Annotated in this window: 6 protein-coding genes (1 of these 6 cut by a window edge); 2 read left to right on the top strand and 4 right to left on the bottom strand. The window is 71.5% G+C overall.

Annotation, left to right across the window (positions count from 1 at the left end; all coding sequences use genetic code 11):
- Window positions 1-3: 3 nt before the first annotated feature.
- Together ACWEV3_RS08575 and ACWEV3_RS08570 are read right to left on the bottom strand one after the other, a co-directional pair.
- Complete coding sequence (locus ACWEV3_RS08575; protein ID WP_452613270.1) at window positions 4-1,176, bottom strand: hypothetical protein; 1,173 nt, start codon at window positions 1,174-1,176, stop codon at window positions 4-6.
- A gap of 588 nt (window positions 1,177-1,764) precedes the next feature.
- Window positions 1,765-2,355, bottom strand: a complete 591-nt coding sequence (locus tag ACWEV3_RS08570) for a cysteine hydrolase family protein (protein ID WP_452613269.1) — start codon at window positions 2,353-2,355, stop codon at window positions 1,765-1,767.
- Window positions 2,356-2,494: 139 nt separating this feature from the next.
- Between ACWEV3_RS08570 and ACWEV3_RS08565 the strand changes: the two genes are divergently transcribed.
- Window positions 2,495-3,502, top strand: coding sequence for a GlxA family transcriptional regulator (locus ACWEV3_RS08565; protein WP_452613268.1), 1,008 nt, complete (start codon window positions 2,495-2,497; stop codon window positions 3,500-3,502).
- A 41-nt stretch (window positions 3,503-3,543) separates the two neighbouring features.
- Window positions 3,544-3,936, top strand: coding sequence for a MerR family transcriptional regulator (locus tag ACWEV3_RS08560; protein WP_132492598.1), 393 nt, complete (start codon window positions 3,544-3,546; stop codon window positions 3,934-3,936).
- A 1-nt stretch (window position 3,937) separates the two neighbouring features.
- Here the strand turns inward: ACWEV3_RS08560 and ACWEV3_RS08555 are convergent, their stop codons facing one another.
- Together ACWEV3_RS08555 and ACWEV3_RS08550 are read right to left on the bottom strand one after the other, a co-directional pair.
- Complete coding sequence (locus ACWEV3_RS08555) at window positions 3,938-4,897, bottom strand: hypothetical protein (RefSeq protein ID WP_452613267.1); 960 nt, start codon at window positions 4,895-4,897, stop codon at window positions 3,938-3,940.
- Between the two features lie 127 nt (window positions 4,898-5,024).
- Window positions 5,025-18,404, bottom strand: partial view of a scabin-related ADP-ribosyltransferase gene (locus tag ACWEV3_RS08550; RefSeq protein ID WP_452613266.1) — the 3' end only. The gene runs 19,398 nt beyond the window's last position; only the last 13,380 of its 32,778 coding nucleotides appear in the window; its start codon lies off the right edge, out of view — the gene reads right to left on this strand; it ends in the stop codon at window positions 5,025-5,027.

The raw sequence follows: 18,404 nt of genomic DNA, 5'->3' as shown, positions 1-18,404 counted from the left end.
TCGTCAGGCGCTGCAGTCGATCTTCATCTGCGCAGCGGCGTGGTGCGCGTAGGTGGGGCCCTTGTCGGTCCAGTCCTTGCCGCGGGAGTGCAGCTTGATGGTCAGCCGTCCGCCGGTGACCGCGAACCGTCCACCGTCGACCCAGCTGCCCTGCCGGTTGGTCTGGAAGACCCGGAAATCGCCGGACGGGCCCTTGGTCTCGTCGCCCTGGTAGACGGTGTAGTAGCTCGGATCACCGCCGACGTGCTGCAGGTCGCCGCGAGGCACGAACACCGACACCTGGCAGCTGCCCTGCTTGACGTCACCAGTAGTGAACCGCCAGACCGCGGAGTTGTCACCGTCCCGGTTCGGGTCACCCGACATCGGCAGGGAGGAGTACGAACCGTCGCAACCGTCGGCCGCGTGGGCGCCGCCGCTGTTGAGCCAGCCCTGGTTGCCGTTGGCGTAGTAGCCGGGACGGCTGAAGCTGCCGCTCCCGCAGCCGGGCCCGGCGAAGCCGGAGAAGACGACCGGGTGGGCAGCGGTGCGCGCGGGGTCGGCCGGAACAGCGGGCTGCATCTCGCCGCGCGGGATCTCCCCAGCTGGCGGAGGAGGCACCGGCGCGCCGTCGTTCGGGCTGCCCGGCGGCGGGGGGCCTTGGACCAGGTTGCCGTCCGGGATGCCCGGCGGCGGGACCGGCTGCTCCTGCGCCATGCCCGGGACGAAACCGGACTGCGCCTGGGCGTCGTCCTCGTAGGCCGCCGGATTCGGCAGGGCGCGCGAGGGGGTGTCGTCGTTCTGGAGGAGCCCCGCGATCAGCACCGGGACGGAGAGCAGCACCAGACCGGCCACGGCCGCGGCGGCCACCACCGGCTTGGACACGCGGTTCCCGGGGCGCGACGGGACGTCGGCGGTCTTGGCGGCGGCGACGGGCTTGGCCTTGGTGACCGTCGCCGTGGCAGCTGCGGTCGCAGTCCCGGCCTCGACCGCCGTGGCCCTGCCGGTGCCGGCGTCGGCGACCGGCTCGGCCAGGGCGGACTCCTTGATGGCGGGCATCATCTCGGTGTCCGCATTGGACTTCCGCAGCTCGCGATCGGCGAGGTAGGCGACGCCGGTCTCGCTCGCGCCGTAGTACTTGTCCCCCTCCCAGGGGTGGTCGCCCTCGGTGGACTGATCTTTGCTGCCGCTCGGGCTCATCTCTCGCTTCCCATCGGTCGAGTCTCTGCCAGCCGCTCCCGCCGGGTCGGGGTTGTGCGGTTCGCGCTGCGGAGCCGTCTCACCCGGAGCGCCGGCCGCGCCCGGGCCCCGGGCATTGAGCCTGGTCAAGATCGCGCTGCTCGACAAGTAACCGAATAAGGGACAGGGGCGTCGGGGAAGCGCACTTGCACGTTCAGATAGCGCAAGGGTTCCGGGCGGGCGGTGGCGCGGAACCGGCCGGATCGGTTGATCTCGGCGCATGGCCCTTTCCCCTTTGGACGGTCCGACCGGCGGCTACCGCAACGCCCCCCACCTCGGCCCCGGGAGCCGGGTACGGCTCGGCCGCGCCGCCGGAGTGGACACCGGCCGGCGGTGTGCTTTCGGTCGACCAAACCGAGTTGCGGCGCGCCGTCGCGTTGTTCCGGGAAGCGGCGGCGGCTGCCGGAAGCGCGGCGGGCCGGTCGGCGCGACCTCCCTCCCCCTCGCGCCGGCCGGCCACCCCGCCTCCTGGTGGCCAGAAAGCCGTGAGTGTTTTGGGGCGCTATGGCACCCCAAAACACTCACGGGACGCACGGCGCACGGTGCGGGCTACTCCAGGTCCGATCCCTTCGCCACGACGACTCCGTAGATGTCGCCGATCGTCGCCAAAGCGCTGGAATGGAGCTGCTCCGCCGGCACGTCCCCGTTCGCGGACGGCAGCGGCCGCGTGGCGCACGCGTCCGCGACGACCGTGGGCGCGTAGCCGCGCAGGAACGCGCCTTCGCTCGTGAAGGTGACGCACATGTGCGTCATGAACCCGACGATGATCACGTTCTCGCGACCCGCGGCCGCGAGCTTCTGCTCCAGATCGGTGCCGTGGAAGGAGTTCGGCGCGTGCTTCACCACGACGGGCTCACCGTCGACCGGTGCCACGCTGGGATGGATCTGGCCGATCTCGGCGCGGATGTCGTACGGCGTGCCCTCGCCGCTGTCGTGAACGACGTGGATCACCGGCGTCCCGGCCTCACGCGCCCTCGCCAGCAGCACCGCAGCGACGTCCAAGGCTTCGCTCCAGCCCTGCAGCTCCATCACGCCACGGGTGTAGGTGTTCTGGTAGTCGACCAGGATCAGCGTGGCGTCGGCGAGGGTCGCCGGCGTTTCGCCGAAGCCGTTGAGCTGGCGAAGCGTCGTGGAAGCCATGGGAAAAGCCCTCCTCAGGCGGGGTTTCGGGATCGCTCGGCGCCCTGGCGGCGCCTACGTGATCGACGCTACGATCGCCCCGTGGTGTCTGCAATGACGCCCGACTTGCAGATCTGGACATCGCGTTGGGGGAGAGCCCGTGCCCGCGCTGAAGCGGCTGATCGTCATCGTCGTCTTCGACGGCGTCGACCTGCTGGACATCACCGGCCCGCCGGAGGTGTTCGCCCTGCTGCAGCGGGAAGTCGACACCGACACCGGCTACCGCGTGCTCCTGGTCGCCGAAACCACGGACCCGGTCACCACCGCGGCGGGCGTGCGCGTCCTGCCGGACGCCACGTTCGACGAGGTCAGCGGCCAGCGCATCGACACCCTCCTGGTTCCCGGCTCGGTGCGCATCGACGCCGACCAGCGCGTGACCGCCCTGACGGACCCGCGGGTCACCGCCCGCGTCAGGCAGCTCGCTGGCACATCGCGCCGCATCGCCTCCGTGTGCGTCGGCGCCCACATCCTGGCCGCCGCGGGCCTGCTCGACGGGAAGCGCGCCACCACGCACTGGTCGACCGCCCACCAGCTGGCCGCCGACCACCCCGCCGTCACCGTGGACGCCGACCCGATCTTCATCCGCGACGGCGCCGTGTGGACCGGCGCGGGCATCAGCTCCTGCCTCGACCTGTCCCTGGCGCTGGTCGCCGAGGACTTCGGCGAGCCCGTCGCGCTTCGCGTGGCCCGCCACCTCGTGATGTACCTGAAGCGCCCCAGCGGGCAGAGCCAGTTCTCCGTGCCCCTCGAACCGGTCTCCACCACGCGCCGGATCGAGGACCTGCGGCACTACATCACCGGCAACCTGACCAGGCCCATCGGCCTCGCCGAGCTCGCCGAACACGCCCAGGTCTCCGAACGCCAGCTGGCCCGCATCTTCAAGGCGGAACTCGGCATGACACCGACCGCCTACATCGAATCCGCCCGCGTCGAACTCGCCCGCAACCGGCTGGAAACGACCGACGCCACCCTGGACCGCATCGCCACCACCTGCGGGTTCGGCACCGTCGACACCCTCATCCGCGCCTTCCGCCGCCAACTGGCGACCACCCCGAGCGAGTACCGGAGCGGTTTCCAGTACGCCCCGCGGCGGGAGGGCCGCGCTTAGGATCCAGCCATCACATGCGTGTCGATGTTCGGGAGTTGGGCGTGCGCATCGGGGAACTTTCGGAGCGGACCGGCACTTCGCGGCGGTTGATCCGGTACTACGAGGAGCAGGGGCTGATCGTCGCCGACCGCTCCCCCAACGGCTACCGCGAATTCGCGGAGTACAACGTGGACCGGGTGATGCAGATCCGCGGGCTGCTCGACGCGGGGCTGCCGACCCGGATCATCAAGCAGATCCTGCCGTGCCTGGACAAACCCCGGGTCATCTACTTCCCCGACGCGACGCCGGAGATGATCGCGACCCTGGAGCACGAGCGGGACCGCATGACGGACCGGATCAGGTGCCTGACCAGAAACCGGGACGCGGTAAGGGAATACCTCGACGCGGTCCTCGAGTACAACCGCACCGGCGCGGCACCGGAAGCGACCGGCTAGCTCAGGCGTCGGCCGGCTGCTCCGCGTTCTCCATGCGGACCATCGCCACCCACTCGCGACGGGTCGGGGTCCGCGCCTCCGGACCCGATTCGGCGATGTGCGCCCGCAGCCCCGGCGGCAGGGCGATGCCGTGCTTCTCCAGGTAGTACGTGGTCAGATCCGACCAGATCCAGCTGCCGTCGGTGCGCAGCGTCACCGGGACGACCGGCTCCTCGCTGTCGGTCAGCAGGTCGGGGACCAGGTCGTCCTCCTCGGTCAGCGGCTCGCCCGAGTTCAGGTAGGCCACCTGCGACTCGCGCTCCGGCCCGGCCGGCTCGCGCTCCTCGTTCTCCTCGTCGAAGCGGGCGAGTTCGATGGTCGGCTCCGGGCCGACGCCGAAGATCTCCCGGCCCGCCACCAGCGCCGGCGCGTGGTAGTAGGGGTCCAGCGGGCTGTCCGAGCGGAACACCTCGACCTGCGGGCCGGCCAGCCCCGCGTCCCACAGCCGCTCCGCCAGCTCCGCGGCGATGACCTGCGGCTTCATCCCGCCCTCGGTCTCCACCAGGTGCATCGCGCGGGCCGCTTCCTCCGGGCCGCCCTCGGGCACCCGCCACGCCTGCCACGCGGTGTGCGTGCCCGGCTGCGACTCCAGGTACTCGCGGACCACGGCGGCGTAGGTCTCGGAGAGCGGGTCGTCGGCGCCGTGGAAGTCCCACGCCACCACCGAGACGTCGAAGGCTTCGTCGAGCGCGCCGATCGCTTCGGCGACGGCCGCGTCGACGCCGTCGAGCAGGACCTCGCGGGTGTCCGCGGGCAGGGGTTCGTTCCACTCCCGGAAGACCTGGGCGATCAGCCGCACCGCGTGGGACCACTGGCCGGCCACCAGCCAGCGTCGCGCCTGCCACACCACCTCATCGGGCAGCATCGGCGCGAAGCGCAACAGCAGCTCGTGCCGCGCCGCGTCCTGCTCGTCCTGCGTCATCTCCGAACCCCAAACTCCAGTTGCCGCACTGCGCACCGCCAGCTTCCCCGGTCTCCGGCACCGGTTCAAGTAACCGATACCGGGACGGTCCGCGCGCTTGAACGCGCCGGCGGCAGCCGTCCACCGCCTACGACGAACGGTCCCCGCCGCCACCACGGGCGTCCGGGTTGTCCGCGAGCTGACGGGTCCCCGGTTCGACACCTTCGAAGAGGACGTCCACCGGGAATCCGGAACCGTCGGCGAATTCCCGCAGGCCGGCGGCGAATTCCCGGGCGGCCTGATCGCCGTCGCTCGCGTAGACCCGGCCGACCATCTGGACGTAGTCCTCGAACGCCCCGCCGGTCGAGGTGTGGAGCCCGGCCTGGACCGCGATCATCCGAGCCGCCGCCGCGGTGCCGCTGTTCTCGCGCGTCGGCGGGCCAGGCTGGTCGGTGCCCGACGAGCCGTCCGGCCTGGCCATCGTCCCGGATCCGGAATCCATGTAGAACTGAACGTCTCGGGCCACCGTGTTCTTCGAGACGTCGTACGCGGATGCCCTTGCGATGGCCACATAGGTCTGTCCCTGCGCGAACAACTGCCGCCACCGCTGCAGCTCCGCGAGGCGCTCCGGCGTGCCCCGCCCCGGCAGGGGTTTCCGGCCTGCCGCAGTTCCGGCCGTCTCCTGGTGGGAACCGGACAGGTCAACGTCCACGAAGTCCAGGCCCGCCAGCAGGTCGACGGGACTGCCATCGATCTCGCTCACCGACTCGTTCAACGGCGAGAACGCCGCATCGTGAGTCGTCCGCGCCTGCTTGGCGGGCGGGGCGTCCTGCTCCTCGGACGCCGGTCGCTTGGTTCCGCCCCCGCTGACGTGCCCGGAACTGGTCGATGCCTGGTCTTCCTGGGACGACTGCGGTGCGCCGGACGAGTCCCGCCCCCGGCCGAGCAGGCGGCCGCGCGGCGGGTAGAAGTCGGCGAAGTGCTCCGCCAAGCCGCGGGCGAACGCCAGGGCCTCCGTCGGGCCGTCCTCGCGCAGCACCTTGGCGATCATCGCCAGGTGCCGCCGCTCCAGGAGCCGGTCCGCCTCGGTCACGTCGAGGCTGAGCCGGTGCACGCCCGCCTGGTCGGCGATCCCCCGCACCTCGTCGGACGGCTGCGCATCGGGATTCCACTTGCCCGTGGCCGCCCATTCCTCCAGCGCGTCGAACCGAACTTCCCAGCCGGGGCGCCGGTCGGCCCCGGCCGTCGTGTCGAGCCCGCGCAGATCCAGGCGCAGCTCCTTGATGATCCGCGCGAATCCCTTGGTGTCGGAGTCGACCAGAGCGCCCGCGAGGCGCTCGCGGAAGGCCTGCAGCCGGGACTCGTCCACCGAAGGACTCCCACCATCGGCCTTGACTTCGGCCCTGAACGCCCGGACCTCCAGTCGCACCAGCGACTTCGCCACGGCCGCAGCATCCTTCTCCCGCTGCGACGGCCGCTTCTCCGCCGAAGACCCGTCGTCCTGGCGCGATTCCGGATCGGCATCCCGGCCGGAGGGCGTCGGCTGCTTCTTCCCGGAGTCCGGCGCCGACGAGGACTCGCCCGGGCCGTGCACGTTCGACTCCGGCCGGGCACCGCCGAGCAGGCGGACGTTGTCGTCGGGATCCGCCGGGATGTAGATCGCGTTGTCGTTGGCCGGAACGTTCTCCGACGCAAGGACGTGCTGCTGCACCGGCCCGGCGACCAGATCACCGATGCCGTCGTCGTCCAACCCACCAGCATCGGCCTGATCCGCCCAGCCGGCGAAGAACTCTTCGGGATCGATCTCCTGGATCTGGTGGTCATCGGCAGGTCGGCCCCCGGACGCATCGCCGCTCGCCGCTGCGGCCGACGACTCGGCACCGGGCAGATCGACGTCCACCAGGTCCAGCTGCGCGATCCAGTCGCCGGAGCCGTCCCCGCCGAGATCGTCCACGCGATCCGTCAGCGGCGAGAACGCCCCGGCATCGAGCTCGCGGAACCGCTTCGCGGACTCGCCGGATTCGTCATCGGTGGCACTCCGCTTGGCGGCACCAGCACTGGCCTGTGCTTGCTGACCGGTGTTCTGGCTCGTCGACGGCTGCCCTCCGGCACGCTGCGCATCGCGTGCCCGATCCTCGGCCACCACCTGCCTGATGTCGGCCTCGGAGAAACCGCTGAGCCTCGAGATCTCCGCGTACGAGATGTGCCGTTTCTGGGATCGCCGGGCCAGCTCGGCCCTCCGCTCCGGGTCCGCCAGCAATTCCAGCCGCTGCACCGGCGACAGATCCCGCATCAACGCCCAGTACCACGACGCACCGCCGACCAGGTTCCCATGGCTGTCCCGCTTGGCCCTTTCCTGCGGGCTCGAAGCCTCTTCGATCAACGTCCTGATCTGGTCCTCGGAAAGACCGGTCGACGCCACGATCTCCTGGTAGGTGTCCTTCCCCTTCACCTTCCGCCGGTGAAGTCGGCGAGCCAGCTCTGCCCGCTCATCGGGGTTGTCCAGCACGCTTTGCCGGCCCTCCGGGGACAAGCCCCGGAAGCGTCGCCAGTACCGCATCCCGTCGAGGATCGAAGCGCCCAGCGATCTGCCCGTCTGGTTCGACGTCCCGGCGTTGTCCGGTCCCTGCGCCCGGTTCGGGAGCCCGCCGAACAGGCGGCCGCGCTGCGAGTAGAAGCCGGAGTACTCCGCCAAGCCGCGGGCGAACGCCTTCGCGCCGTGCTCGCCTTCCTGCTGCAGCACGTGCTGGATCATCGCCAGGTGTTCGCGGAACCGCTGCTCCTGCTGCCGGTGCCGCCGGCCCGCCTCGCCCTCGGTGCTGATGTTCAGCGCCGGCTGGACACCCGCCTCCCGAGCGATCGCCAGCACCTCACCGGACGGAACCGCGTAGGGATTCCACTTGCCCTTCGCCAGCCACGCCAGCTGCTCCTGGAACCGCCGCTCCCACAAAGCCGCGGCGCTCAGCGGAGCGAACTCCGGGCTGTGCAGGAACGCCTGCTGCTTGGCGCCCTCGACGAATGCCGGCAGCGGTGCCGGCACGACGTCGCGGACGCCCGCTGTGAACTCCTCCTCGTTCTTGCCCAGGTACTCGAAGCCGTGGACGTTCTCGTAGCCGACCCCACCGGGGAGCGCGACCTCCAGTTCGTGCGGCTTCGCCGCGCTCGGCCCGAGCGTGCCGTTCACCCAGATCCCGCCGGGCACGAAGATGCGGTACCGCCAGCCCTTGCCGGACATGCTGATGTTGGACCGCAACGACGTGCTGACGTAGATCGACGCCTTGTTGTCGGCGACGTAGGACAGGAGGTTCGCGTTCTCCCCGCTCTTCGGCCAGAATCCGCCGGCCGACCGGATCTCGCTCGGCGGCCGCATGTCCGCGCGGTACACGTAGAGCGGCCCCTGCAGGTAGACCAGCTGCGCGGGGACCGCGTCCCGCAACGGCACCGACCGGTCGAGGGCGGCCGCGAGGGGGTCACCGGCGGGGGCGTACCGGCTGAGCCGGTGCGGCACGACCGCGTGCCATTCGCCGATCCGGGTCGTTGCGTAGGCGTTCGCCCCGGGCTCCTTCGACAGGTACCAGTGGTAACTCCCGTCAAGCAGCTTCGCATGGACCTCCAACCGGTCTTCGCCGCCGATCGGGGTGAGTTCGACATGGCCGCCGAGGTCGGCGGTTCGCCGCCACAGCCCGTCCGGACTGACCTGGACGACCTGGTCACCGCGCGTCTCCGGGACTCCCCACCGCTCGACCTCGGCGTGCTCTGGGATCTGGGTCAGCTTGACGTAGCGGGCCTTCTTCTGCGTCAGCTGGATGGCGTCCCCGCCGGGGAGGTCGTCCGGGTCCGCGAGGACGTCTTCCTGCACGACGTTCCCGGTGGCCTCGTCGAATCGGATGATCTTGCCGTACCTGGAATCGGCACCGCGCCGGTGGTGGAATTCGAGCAGCAGGGCGCCGCCCTCATCCCGGCTCCACGTCCCGAGGTGGGCCGCGCCGAGGCGGTCGACCAGCAGCACGCGGTCGCCGGTCCGGTCGAGCCGGAAGTGGCCGACCGGATCCGTCGAGTTCTCGTGCCGGAACTCGGTGCGCTCCCCCCACACGGGGGTGTGCGCCACCGCGGACGCCAGGTTCTCCCCGGCGCGCGCCGCGGCCGAGGACTCGGCCACCTCCCGGGTACCGGTGCGTTCCGGCTGCCGCGTGCCGCCCGACGCATCGCTCATCGTGGACGATTCGTCGATCTCGCCGAGAACGACGGCGGACTCCACTGTGGATTCGTGCGGCGGTCCCCCGGTTTGCGTGGCCGTCGCGGCATCCTGCGACGTGGTGTTCTCCGGCAGGGCGTAGGAGAAGTTCCCAGGCCACAACCGTGCTGCGCGCAGCAGGTCCTCCGGCGGAATCGGCTGCCAGCCGTCCTGTTCGCTGCGAGTGCGGAGCCCATCGACCAGTTCTTGCAGTTCGCCGGTCACCTGGCCCTCGAAGTGGCCGGTGGTCGCGAGCGCCGCGAAGTTCCGCAGCGCGGTTTCGACGGTTTCCGGGCCGGCCTGGAGCGCCTGGAACTCGCGGAAGAAGATCCGGGTCAACTCGCCGGTGAGGCCGCCGAAGGCATTGCCCAGGCCGCGCGAGAGATCGCTGAGCAGGAGGTGCTGGCCCATGCTGTCCAGCCGCAGCCCCAAGCCCCGGGTGTAGTTCACCGCACCCTCGAACGCCCTCGGCTCGCGCAGGCCGAGCCTGTCGAGCCCGCCGCGCATCCACTTCACCCAGTCGTCGTCCATGCGGCGGCGCAGCTCCGCCGAGAACAGCACCGCCAGGTCGCCCGGCCGTGCGTTGAAGACCAGGGAGGCGTGGAGCAGAGCACCCGGAACGAGGTGGAAATCATTCGCGACCTGCGGGACCTCGGTGGGGATCCAGCCGAATCGCAGGGCGAAATCGACGAGCATGCCCGGGTGGAGCCCCAACCCGAGCAGGTCCTGCAGCAGCGGCACATCGCGGGAGGCGTCGAACCACGCCTGATCGGCCAGGATCTGCAGGCCCTGCTGCTCCAGCCACTGCAGGGCAGCGTCGGCCGGGGACTGCTCCGCCTGCTGCGCGGCGCCCTCTTCGGCCAACGTGCCCGCGGCGGCGTCCGGGGTCGTCGGTGCCACGCCGACTCCCTGCAGGACCACCTGCTCGTCGCTGACCGACACCACCTGGAAGGTGGTGCCCGCCGGGATGCCGACTCGCCCGTCCAGCAGCGAGTGCGCCGACTGCAGGTTCGTCTCGGATGGGGACCGGAACACGACCTTGGCGGTGCCCTCGCCGGGGGTGGCCGAGCCGAAGGCGGCGGTCGGCAGCCGGAACTCGCCGCCGGGCCGCAGGTCGCCCAGCCAGCCCGCCCAGCGGATCTCACCGTGCACCTCGTTGCCGTGGAACGGCGGGAACTCGCGCACGCCCTGGTTCACCAACGCCTCGACGAGCATCGCCCGAGTGCGCTGCCGCTGGAGATCGCCGGTGAAAGCCGGGTACGCCTCGTGGATCTTGCCCGAAGCGGCGTGGTTCGCCGCGACCAGCGCGGCGTCCAGCGCGCCGCCGCTGCCGAAGTCGGCGACCGCGTCATAAACGTCGTAGAAGGCGTCTTCGAGCTCTTGGGAGCCCGTCCACATCCGCTGGTAGTTGATGGCATCCAGGTTCTGCGGCTCGAAGAAGTCCGTGACGCGCGCCTCGGCAAGCGCGGTGCCGCGCCACTCGTTCGCCCAGGCGATGTCCTCCACCAGCCGATCCCGCAGCTCGGCCAGGTCACCGCTCAGCCGGGTGTAGAGGGCGACGCGGTCGTTGAAGCCGCCGGCCTCCAGGTACTGGTGCAGGTCACCGGCGAGCTGGTGCAGCGCGATGAGGTCGGCGGCGCTGATCGAGTCGTCCGCCGCGAACGCCCGGACCAGGTCGAGCAGCAGCCCCTCGTCGAAACCACCATCGGCGCGCAGTTCTTCGAGGTGCTCCAGCGAGATGCCGAGCTCGAACGCGACCTGCTCGTCCAGGTCCCGGACGGCGTCGCGGATGGCCTCGACCAACGCGTCCTCGGTGGCCGGGTCCGGCGTGCTGCCCTCCGCCAGCATCTGCCCCGACCAGGCGCCGCGCCGCCGCAGGAGGTTGGTCAGCGTGATCATGCTGGTCAGGCTCTGGTCCGGCATCGAGCCGCCGGCCGCGCCCCGGTAATCGGGGTTCACCACGTGCAGGTCCGGCCGGCCCTGGAACCGGGCGGAACGCAGGTGTTCGCCGCCGACCGCCAAGAACGCGATCTCCAGCTCGTGCGCCTTGTTGGTCGCCGGGCCCAGCGTGGCGTTGACGTCGATCCCGCTGTGCGGCGTCACGATCTCGGTCTGCCAGCGCGTGGTGTTCCGGGAGAAGTCCGCCGCGCGCGAGGTCGAGACGTACATCGACTTGTAGTTGTTGTTCACGTACTGGGCGAGGTCCTGGTTCCGCCCCTCCGCCAGGTCGTCGGGTCCGCTGTCGAGACCGCCGGCGGGCAACCAGTTCTCCGGGTTCTGCGAGCGGAAGCCGCCCGGGAAGTACTGCTCCGGGCTGCGCCCGTCCACCCGGTACAGGACTTGGCCGTCCGTCCGCCACATCGGCGGCGGGAAGATCCGGCCCGTGTGCCCCTGGTTCGCGGCATCGCCGGGCGGCTGCGGACTCGCGGCGGGCGCGACCGGGTGGTGGCTGCCGACGTGGGCCGTCAGGAGGGCCGTCTCGGTGCCGCCGAACCAGTCGGCCAGGTCGTTCCGGTAGAACTTGTACTCCGCCAGCAGGGCCGAGTCCTGGACCTGCCCGAACTCGGTGCGGAACTGGGACGGCCGGTGCAGCCGCCCGGTCATCTGCTCGCCGTGGTTCCCCCCTTCGACCAGCTCGATCGTGATCCGGCCCTGCTCCCCACCGGCCGTGCGGCGCCAGCGCCCGTCCGCGGACAGCTGCGTGACCGTGCCGTCGTCGGCGACGCTCGGCGCACCCCAGCGCTCCGAGACCTGGCTCGGCGAGATGTTCTCCGGCGCCGGGATGTGTTCCAGGTGGATCGCGGCCACCTGGAACGCGTGGACGCGGCCGGTCGCGTCGATGTCCACGTGCTCGTCCGCGGCGAAGAACAGCCTGGTGATGCCGCCGGGGCGGGGCGCCTGCTCGGTCACCAGGTGCGCGGCGCCCAGCACGTCGATCAGCAGGGTGTGCCCGTTGCCGGACAGCAGGATCTCGACGTCGAGCGGCTCGCCGTCGTCGGCGCGGCTCAGCCCGCCCTGCCAGCCGTCCGAGGTCTCCTCGGTCGCCTCGTCCACTGTGGATTCTTGCGGCGTTTCCGGCTGCTCGGCGGACGTCGAATCGGCGTGGGTCCGGGTCGCCTCCCCGTCGTCCGGCGACCGGTTCAGCTCCGCCATGAACTGCTCGACCAGCGAGTTGACCGACGCGGACTCGTCGACCGGCTCCTCGTTGCCGGTTTCGTCTTGCTGCGCCGCGAATTCCTCGTCGGAGTTCGCCGAGTGGAGGTCGCCGGCGTCGCCCGGCTCGTCGGAGCTGTCCTGCTGGTAGGTGCTGTCCGAGGAGATGCTGCTCTCCGACGACGTCTCGGCACCGGAGACCGCGACTTCCTCCAGCACGATCGGCTCGACGCTCGTCACGCGGAAGGCGCTGCCCGTCGGCGCCACCGGGTACCCGATGAGGCCGGTCTCGTGGAAGTGCAGCCATCCGGAGGAGTGCGGCCGGATGGTCGCCTCGATCAGGTTCGGGTCCGCGATGCCGGGGGCGACCCACCGCGTCAGCGGCTCGTTCAGCACCAGCACGTCGCCCGGCTCCGGCGACGCGTCCAACCCCACCGGGACCCGCATGCCGAGAACCGGGCCGTTGTACTGCGGGGAGCGGCGGATACCTGCGTCGACCACCGCCGCCACGACCAGGGCCGCCGGGTCGCCGCCGTGGTGCCGCGCCCAGAAGTCCGGGACGACGTCCTCGATCAGGCCGTCGGCGTACATCGCGGCCGCGACCAGCTCAGTGACCTCCCCGTCGGTCGCGTCGGGGTGGTCCACCCGCGCGGATCGCGCGTACGCCTCGAACCGCGTCGGGTGCGCGCGCGCCTGGAAGAACGCCCGGTCCAGGTCACCGGCCTGGATGCGGTTCGCGGCCGTCGGCTGGTGCCACTCCTGCATCCACTGCTGGAGCCGCGCCAGCTGCTCGGTCGCCGCCGGCTTGGGCTGCGAGTGGAGCTCGGACAGCAGCGGGCCGGCGAAGACGTGCAGGTCCAGCAGCTCGGGCAGCGCGTCTCCGCCCAGCCTGAGGTGGTCGGCCAGGGTCAGCAGCTCGTAGGGGTTCGCGTCCGCCTCGACCGCCTTCGCGCGGAGCTCGCCGAGGTCGTCCAGGCCGCTTTCGTACCAGGCGCGCAGGGTTTCGGGGATGTCCTCCCGCCCCTGGAGCCCGGCGGCCAGCTCGGACAGCGGAATCCGGTTCGCCACCTGGCATTCCAGCAGCAGTCGGCGGGATTCCGGCCCGAGCCCGTGCCGGTCCGCGAGGTCGACCAGGCGACCGGCGTCGAAGCCCGGGACGGTCCGCTGGACCAGCGTGAGCCGGTCGGGGGTCACGTTCAGCTGGCGGGCCCGCCACGCCTCGATGTGACGCGGGTCGGCGCCGTCGAGGGAACGACCGCGCGCCTCCAGGTACCGACCGAAGTCGGCCAGCTCCTGGGGCCGGACGCCATAGCGGGCCGCGTTGATCACCGCGGCCAGGCCGTTCCGCAGGGTGGAACCCCAGCCGCGCGGGGTGCCCGACCGGCCGACGCCGTCCAGGCCGGGCAGCTCGACGCCCTGGTCGCGCAGCCTGGCGGCGAAGCCCCGCAGCCAGTCCGCGTCGCGGGTCAGCAGGACGTCCGCCGCCGTGGCGGGGTTTTCGTGGCCCGCCAGGCTGTGCATTTCGCGCAGTTCGGCGCCGAACGCGTCGAGCACTGCGGGCTGCACCCCGAGCGCGCGGGCGACCCCGAGCAGGAATCCGGCCTCCTGCGGCGGGATGCCGTTTCGCGCCGCGATGTCTGGCAGTTCGGTGGGCACCCGGTGGAGCAGCCGCGCCGAGTACGACCGCAGCACCGGGTCTCCCGCCGGGAGCCCGAGGTCTGCCGCGAGCTGCGCCAGCCGCATGAACGCGTCGTTGCCGAGGGTCTCCCGCGTCGAGTCGTACTGCTGGCCGGTCATCTGGTCCAGGAGCGCGTGGGCCTGGCCGTCGAACGGCTGCCAGCCGTGGACGGCGACGAGTTCGTCCCAGGCCAGCAGGCCGTCGCCGAGCGGCTGGGACCGGAAGTCGGCGAACCCGTTGATGCCCGCGCCCTGGATGAACCACATGGTGTTGAGCACCGACAGCGGGTCGCGGCGTGCGCCGCCCGCTTCGCCTTGGGCGATGTGGTCGACCATGTTGAACAGCCAGTTCCGGTCCACCTCGGAGGTCTGGCCCAGGAGCGCCGCGATGTCCCGGAGCTGGGCCGCGAACGTCGCGACCCGGTCGGCGTCTCCGGCCAGCGCGTCCAGCGCCGGGAAGAACGGCCGCAGGAGTTCGGGGCTGATCAGTCCCAGCTCCTGCGCGGCGGTGTCTCTCGCCGCGAGTGCCTCCGGAGTTCCGTTCTCGGACGTCACGTGCTCGGTCGAGTACGGCGACGGGTCGTCGGACCCGGTGTCGTGCTCGGTCGAGTAGGGCGGCAGCGCGCCGTGCTGCGGGTCGTTCTCCGAGTAGGCCGGGAACGCGCTCGCCCAGGGCTGCTCCGGCTCGCCGACTCGGCTGTCCTCATTGGACTGTTCGGCGGACTGGCCGGTTCCCGTCGCCTGGTCGGGCGAGGCATCCTGCCGCCACTGCCGCACCAGGTCGGCCAGCCGGTCGTCGGCCAGCGCGAACAGGGTGCCCTGCGCGCCGCGCTCACCGGCGAAGGCCGCGAAGGCCGGGTAGTCCACGAACTCGATGCTGTGGCGTTCCAGCATCGAGGCGAACTGCCGGAACTGCCCTTCGAACTCGCCCGGTTCGATCGCGTACCTCGGCAGCCCGGCGTTGAACAGTCCCAGGGTGATCTGCTGGATGTTCTGCCCCTGCCGCAGCGCAGGCACGACGAGCAGGGCCTCGTGCGGGCCGATCATCAGGTCCTGGGCCGCCCTCGCGAGCGCGGCCGGTGCCATCTGCGCGGTCGCCGCGGCCTCGGCCAGGCCGGTCGGGATGCGGCCGAGATCGTTGAACCAGCGCAGGAGGTGGCGCATCTCCCGGGAATCCGGGGCGACCCCGACCGCGCGCATCACCTGCAGCGCGTCTTCGGCGCGGAACCACGGCGCCGCCAGCTGGCCGTGCAGGCTGCTGTGCAGGCCCTTCGCGATGAGCGTCCCGTCCACCGCGTCGGCCAGGCGCAGACGCGGCGACCGCTCGTCGCCCGCGCCGGTCCCCGGCGACAGGATCGAGCCGATCCGCGCCGTCACCAGCAGGCTCGGGTGGACGCCGGCGCGGGTGGCGACCTGCAGCACGGCCTGCTGCGACGCGCCGAGCTGCTCCGAGACGGCCGACACCGCCTGCGCGACGTCCGCGTGGTCGCGGGAAGTCGCGTAGCGGCCCAGGGACAGCCGGTCTTCGGCATCGAGCTCCAGCGAGTGGGCCAGCGCTGCGAAACCGATCGCCTGCTGCGAGGAGATCTCGGCATCGGGGCCGAGGCCCAGCAGCCAGCGCGCGACGAGCTCGCGCGTCGAGTCCGTCCCGGCGGAGGCGAGGTCCTGGGGTGTGCGGCCGGCGTCGGCGAGGTACTCGGTGAACCGCGCCAGCGCGGCGCCGTCCAGGGTCGCGAGGCCGGTGAACCAGGACTGGTGCTCGGCGTCGAGACCGTACTCCCGCAACAACCGGATCTTGGGGCCGTCGGTGCCGTAGTCGGGCAGCGCCGAGAAGTCGGTGCCGGTCTCGACCTCGGCCAGCTGCGGCTGGTACTGCCCGCCGGGCGCGCTCGCCCCTGGAACGGGCTTCGGCTCCTGCGACACCGACGCGTCTTGATCGCCGCCGTCGACCCCCGAAGTCGCGTTTTCGTCCACTGCAGACGATGTGGCGACGGGATTCAGGGCCGCTTCCATGGCGCCGACCAGGTCCTGGTTCGCACTGCCGGCGCCCTGCTCCTCCCCGGTGGTGTTCTCGTTCGCAACCGTGTTCTTCGGGGCGTTCTGGACCGGCGAGTCCTGCTGCCCGGACGGCGTGGGTGTGATCCAGTTGCCCCCGCCGAGGCTGCGCGGCGCATCCCGGTTGACCAGCCGGCTGACGTCGAAACCGTCCCGCAGCATCTGCTCCAGGTGGACCGACCGGAACCGGCCCGGCGCGACCGGTACCTCGGGCGTGTTCAGCAGCCAGCTCGCGATCAGCGACCGCAGTCGGTGGCCCCGGGGGCGAAGGAGGATTTCGAGCCCGTCGAACAAGCCCGGCCCGCCGCGCAGCAGGTGCCCCCAGCGGCCCAAGCGCTCACCGGCACGCGCCCCGGCCACGGTCAGGCCGTGCTCGCCCAGGTACGACCGGAACGATTCCAGATCGCTCCGGCCCAGCCGCTCCTCCCGGCCGAGCAGCCTCAGCCGGTCGCGGAAGATCTCCAGGTCTGCCGGCCGGAGCCCGAAGTCGGCGAGCAGCTTCGCGCGGGCCGCGGCCAACTCGGCCCCGCCGTCGGCGGGGTCGAGCAGGTCGAGGCCCGCGTCTTCGGCGCCGGTCACCGGGGCGGTGACGACCGTGCTGGAGCCCGAATCGCCCCGGGGAACCACGCCGGGATCCAAGACCGGCTCCACCAGGTCCGCCGACTCGTCCTGACCGGAGGAGACGTTCTCGTCGTAGCCCGGAAGCTCTTCGAAGGCCGGCGGCAGCAGATCGGCGGGCATCTCCGGCCGGTAGTTCCGCAGGACGAGCTCTCGGGCTTCGCGCGCCGAGTCGGTCTTGCCGAGGTGACCGCGCTCCTCCAGCAGCGCCTCGACGCTGCCCTGCCGATTCCACCGGTCGGCGTTCATCATCAGGCTGCGGACGGTCCCGTCGGACCGCACGTACGCGTCCAGGTACCGCGCGGGAACCCCGAGATCCTCGGCCGTCACCAGAATCCGGCAGGCACCGACGTCGCCCCACCGGTTGAGGTGGTAGCTCGCCCACGCCGCCGGGCTGGTCAGGCCGTGCTCGGTCAGCCGGCTGCGGATCTCGGCGAATTCCGCTTCGATCAGCGCCGCGCCGGCGCTGTGGTCCGTCGGCTGGACATCGATCTCGCTGCGCAGGTAGGTCGCCAGGTGCAGCGGCTCCACGCCGAACTCGGCAGCGGCCCGCAGCAGCCCGTGAACATCGAACAGCTCGTTGCGGGCGACCGTCGGGAGTTCATCGGGCACGCGGCCGAGAGCACGGGCCAACCGCCCCAGCGCCTCGGCGTCCAGGCCGTGCACCACGACCAGGTCGTGCAGTCTCGCGATGTCCTGGTCGCGGAACCACGACTCCTCCCGGAGCTGCGGGAAGGTCTCCCGCCCCCAGTCGCGCTGCTGCGCCCCCTTCCTGGTCAGTTCCTTCCACCAGGAATCCAACCGATCGCTCCGCCCGTGCGACCACGTGGGCGGATGGGTTTCCAGGTACTCGCTGAAGCTGGCCATCTCGCCGATGCCGACCGCCGGGAGCCCGCGGAAGGAGTTCAGGTCGCTCAGCGCGAGGCCGGTGGTGACCATCCAGCTCGCGACGGTGTTGACGGCGACGGCTTCCGGCCGCCGCCCGAGGAACTCCCCGAGCCAGGGCAACCGCAGGCCGGGCAGATCGCCGAAGCCGTGCTGTCCCCGGATCGCCAACACGGTGGTCGGCCACACGTGCCACTCGCCCGCCCTGGACCAGACGGTTCCCTGGAGTTGGGTCCTCGTCCCGGGATCTGCGACGAGGGCCCGCAGGTTCCTGCGCTCGTCCGCGGTCAGGTTCTCCTGGACCGCGTACCGCGTCATGCGGTCGAGCACCATCGACCCGAATTCGCCCGGCTCGGCACCGAGCCACCAACTCGCGATCAGCGACCGCATGCGGTTGCCGCGCGAGCGCCCCAGGGTTTCGCCCAGGTCGGCCCCGCCCCGCCCCACGTGACCCAGGCGGCCGAAGCGCTCGCCGGCCCGCGCCCCGCCGACCGTCAGGCCGTGGTCCTCCAGGTACTTGGCGAAACTCTCCAGGTCCGCCTTGCCGAGCCGGTCGACCCGTCCGCGGAAGGACGCGAGATCCGCCGGCCGCATCTTGAGGTCCAGGAGCAGATCTCTGACATCAGCGGGAAGCGGCCCGACCGTGCCGTCCTCGCGAACGTGCACGAGCAGGTCCGGCTCTTCGTGGGCGGAGTCTTCTTGATGCCCTTGCCCGGAAGCGGCGCCGGTCGGGTGCTCGACGCCGAGTTCGGCGGCCCAGGCTTCCACCGGATCGGCGCCCGCCCGGATCCGCTCGTTCACGGCCTCCTGCACGCCCGGGCGCTCGGCCCGCTCCACCAGCAGCGTCGATTCGTCCGACCTGATCCGGAAACGACGCGTCAGTTCCCTGCGCACTTCGTCGAAGCG

This window comes from Saccharopolyspora sp. NPDC003752, from assembly GCF_053605825.1.
This window is presented reverse-complemented; position numbering and strand designations above follow the sequence as displayed.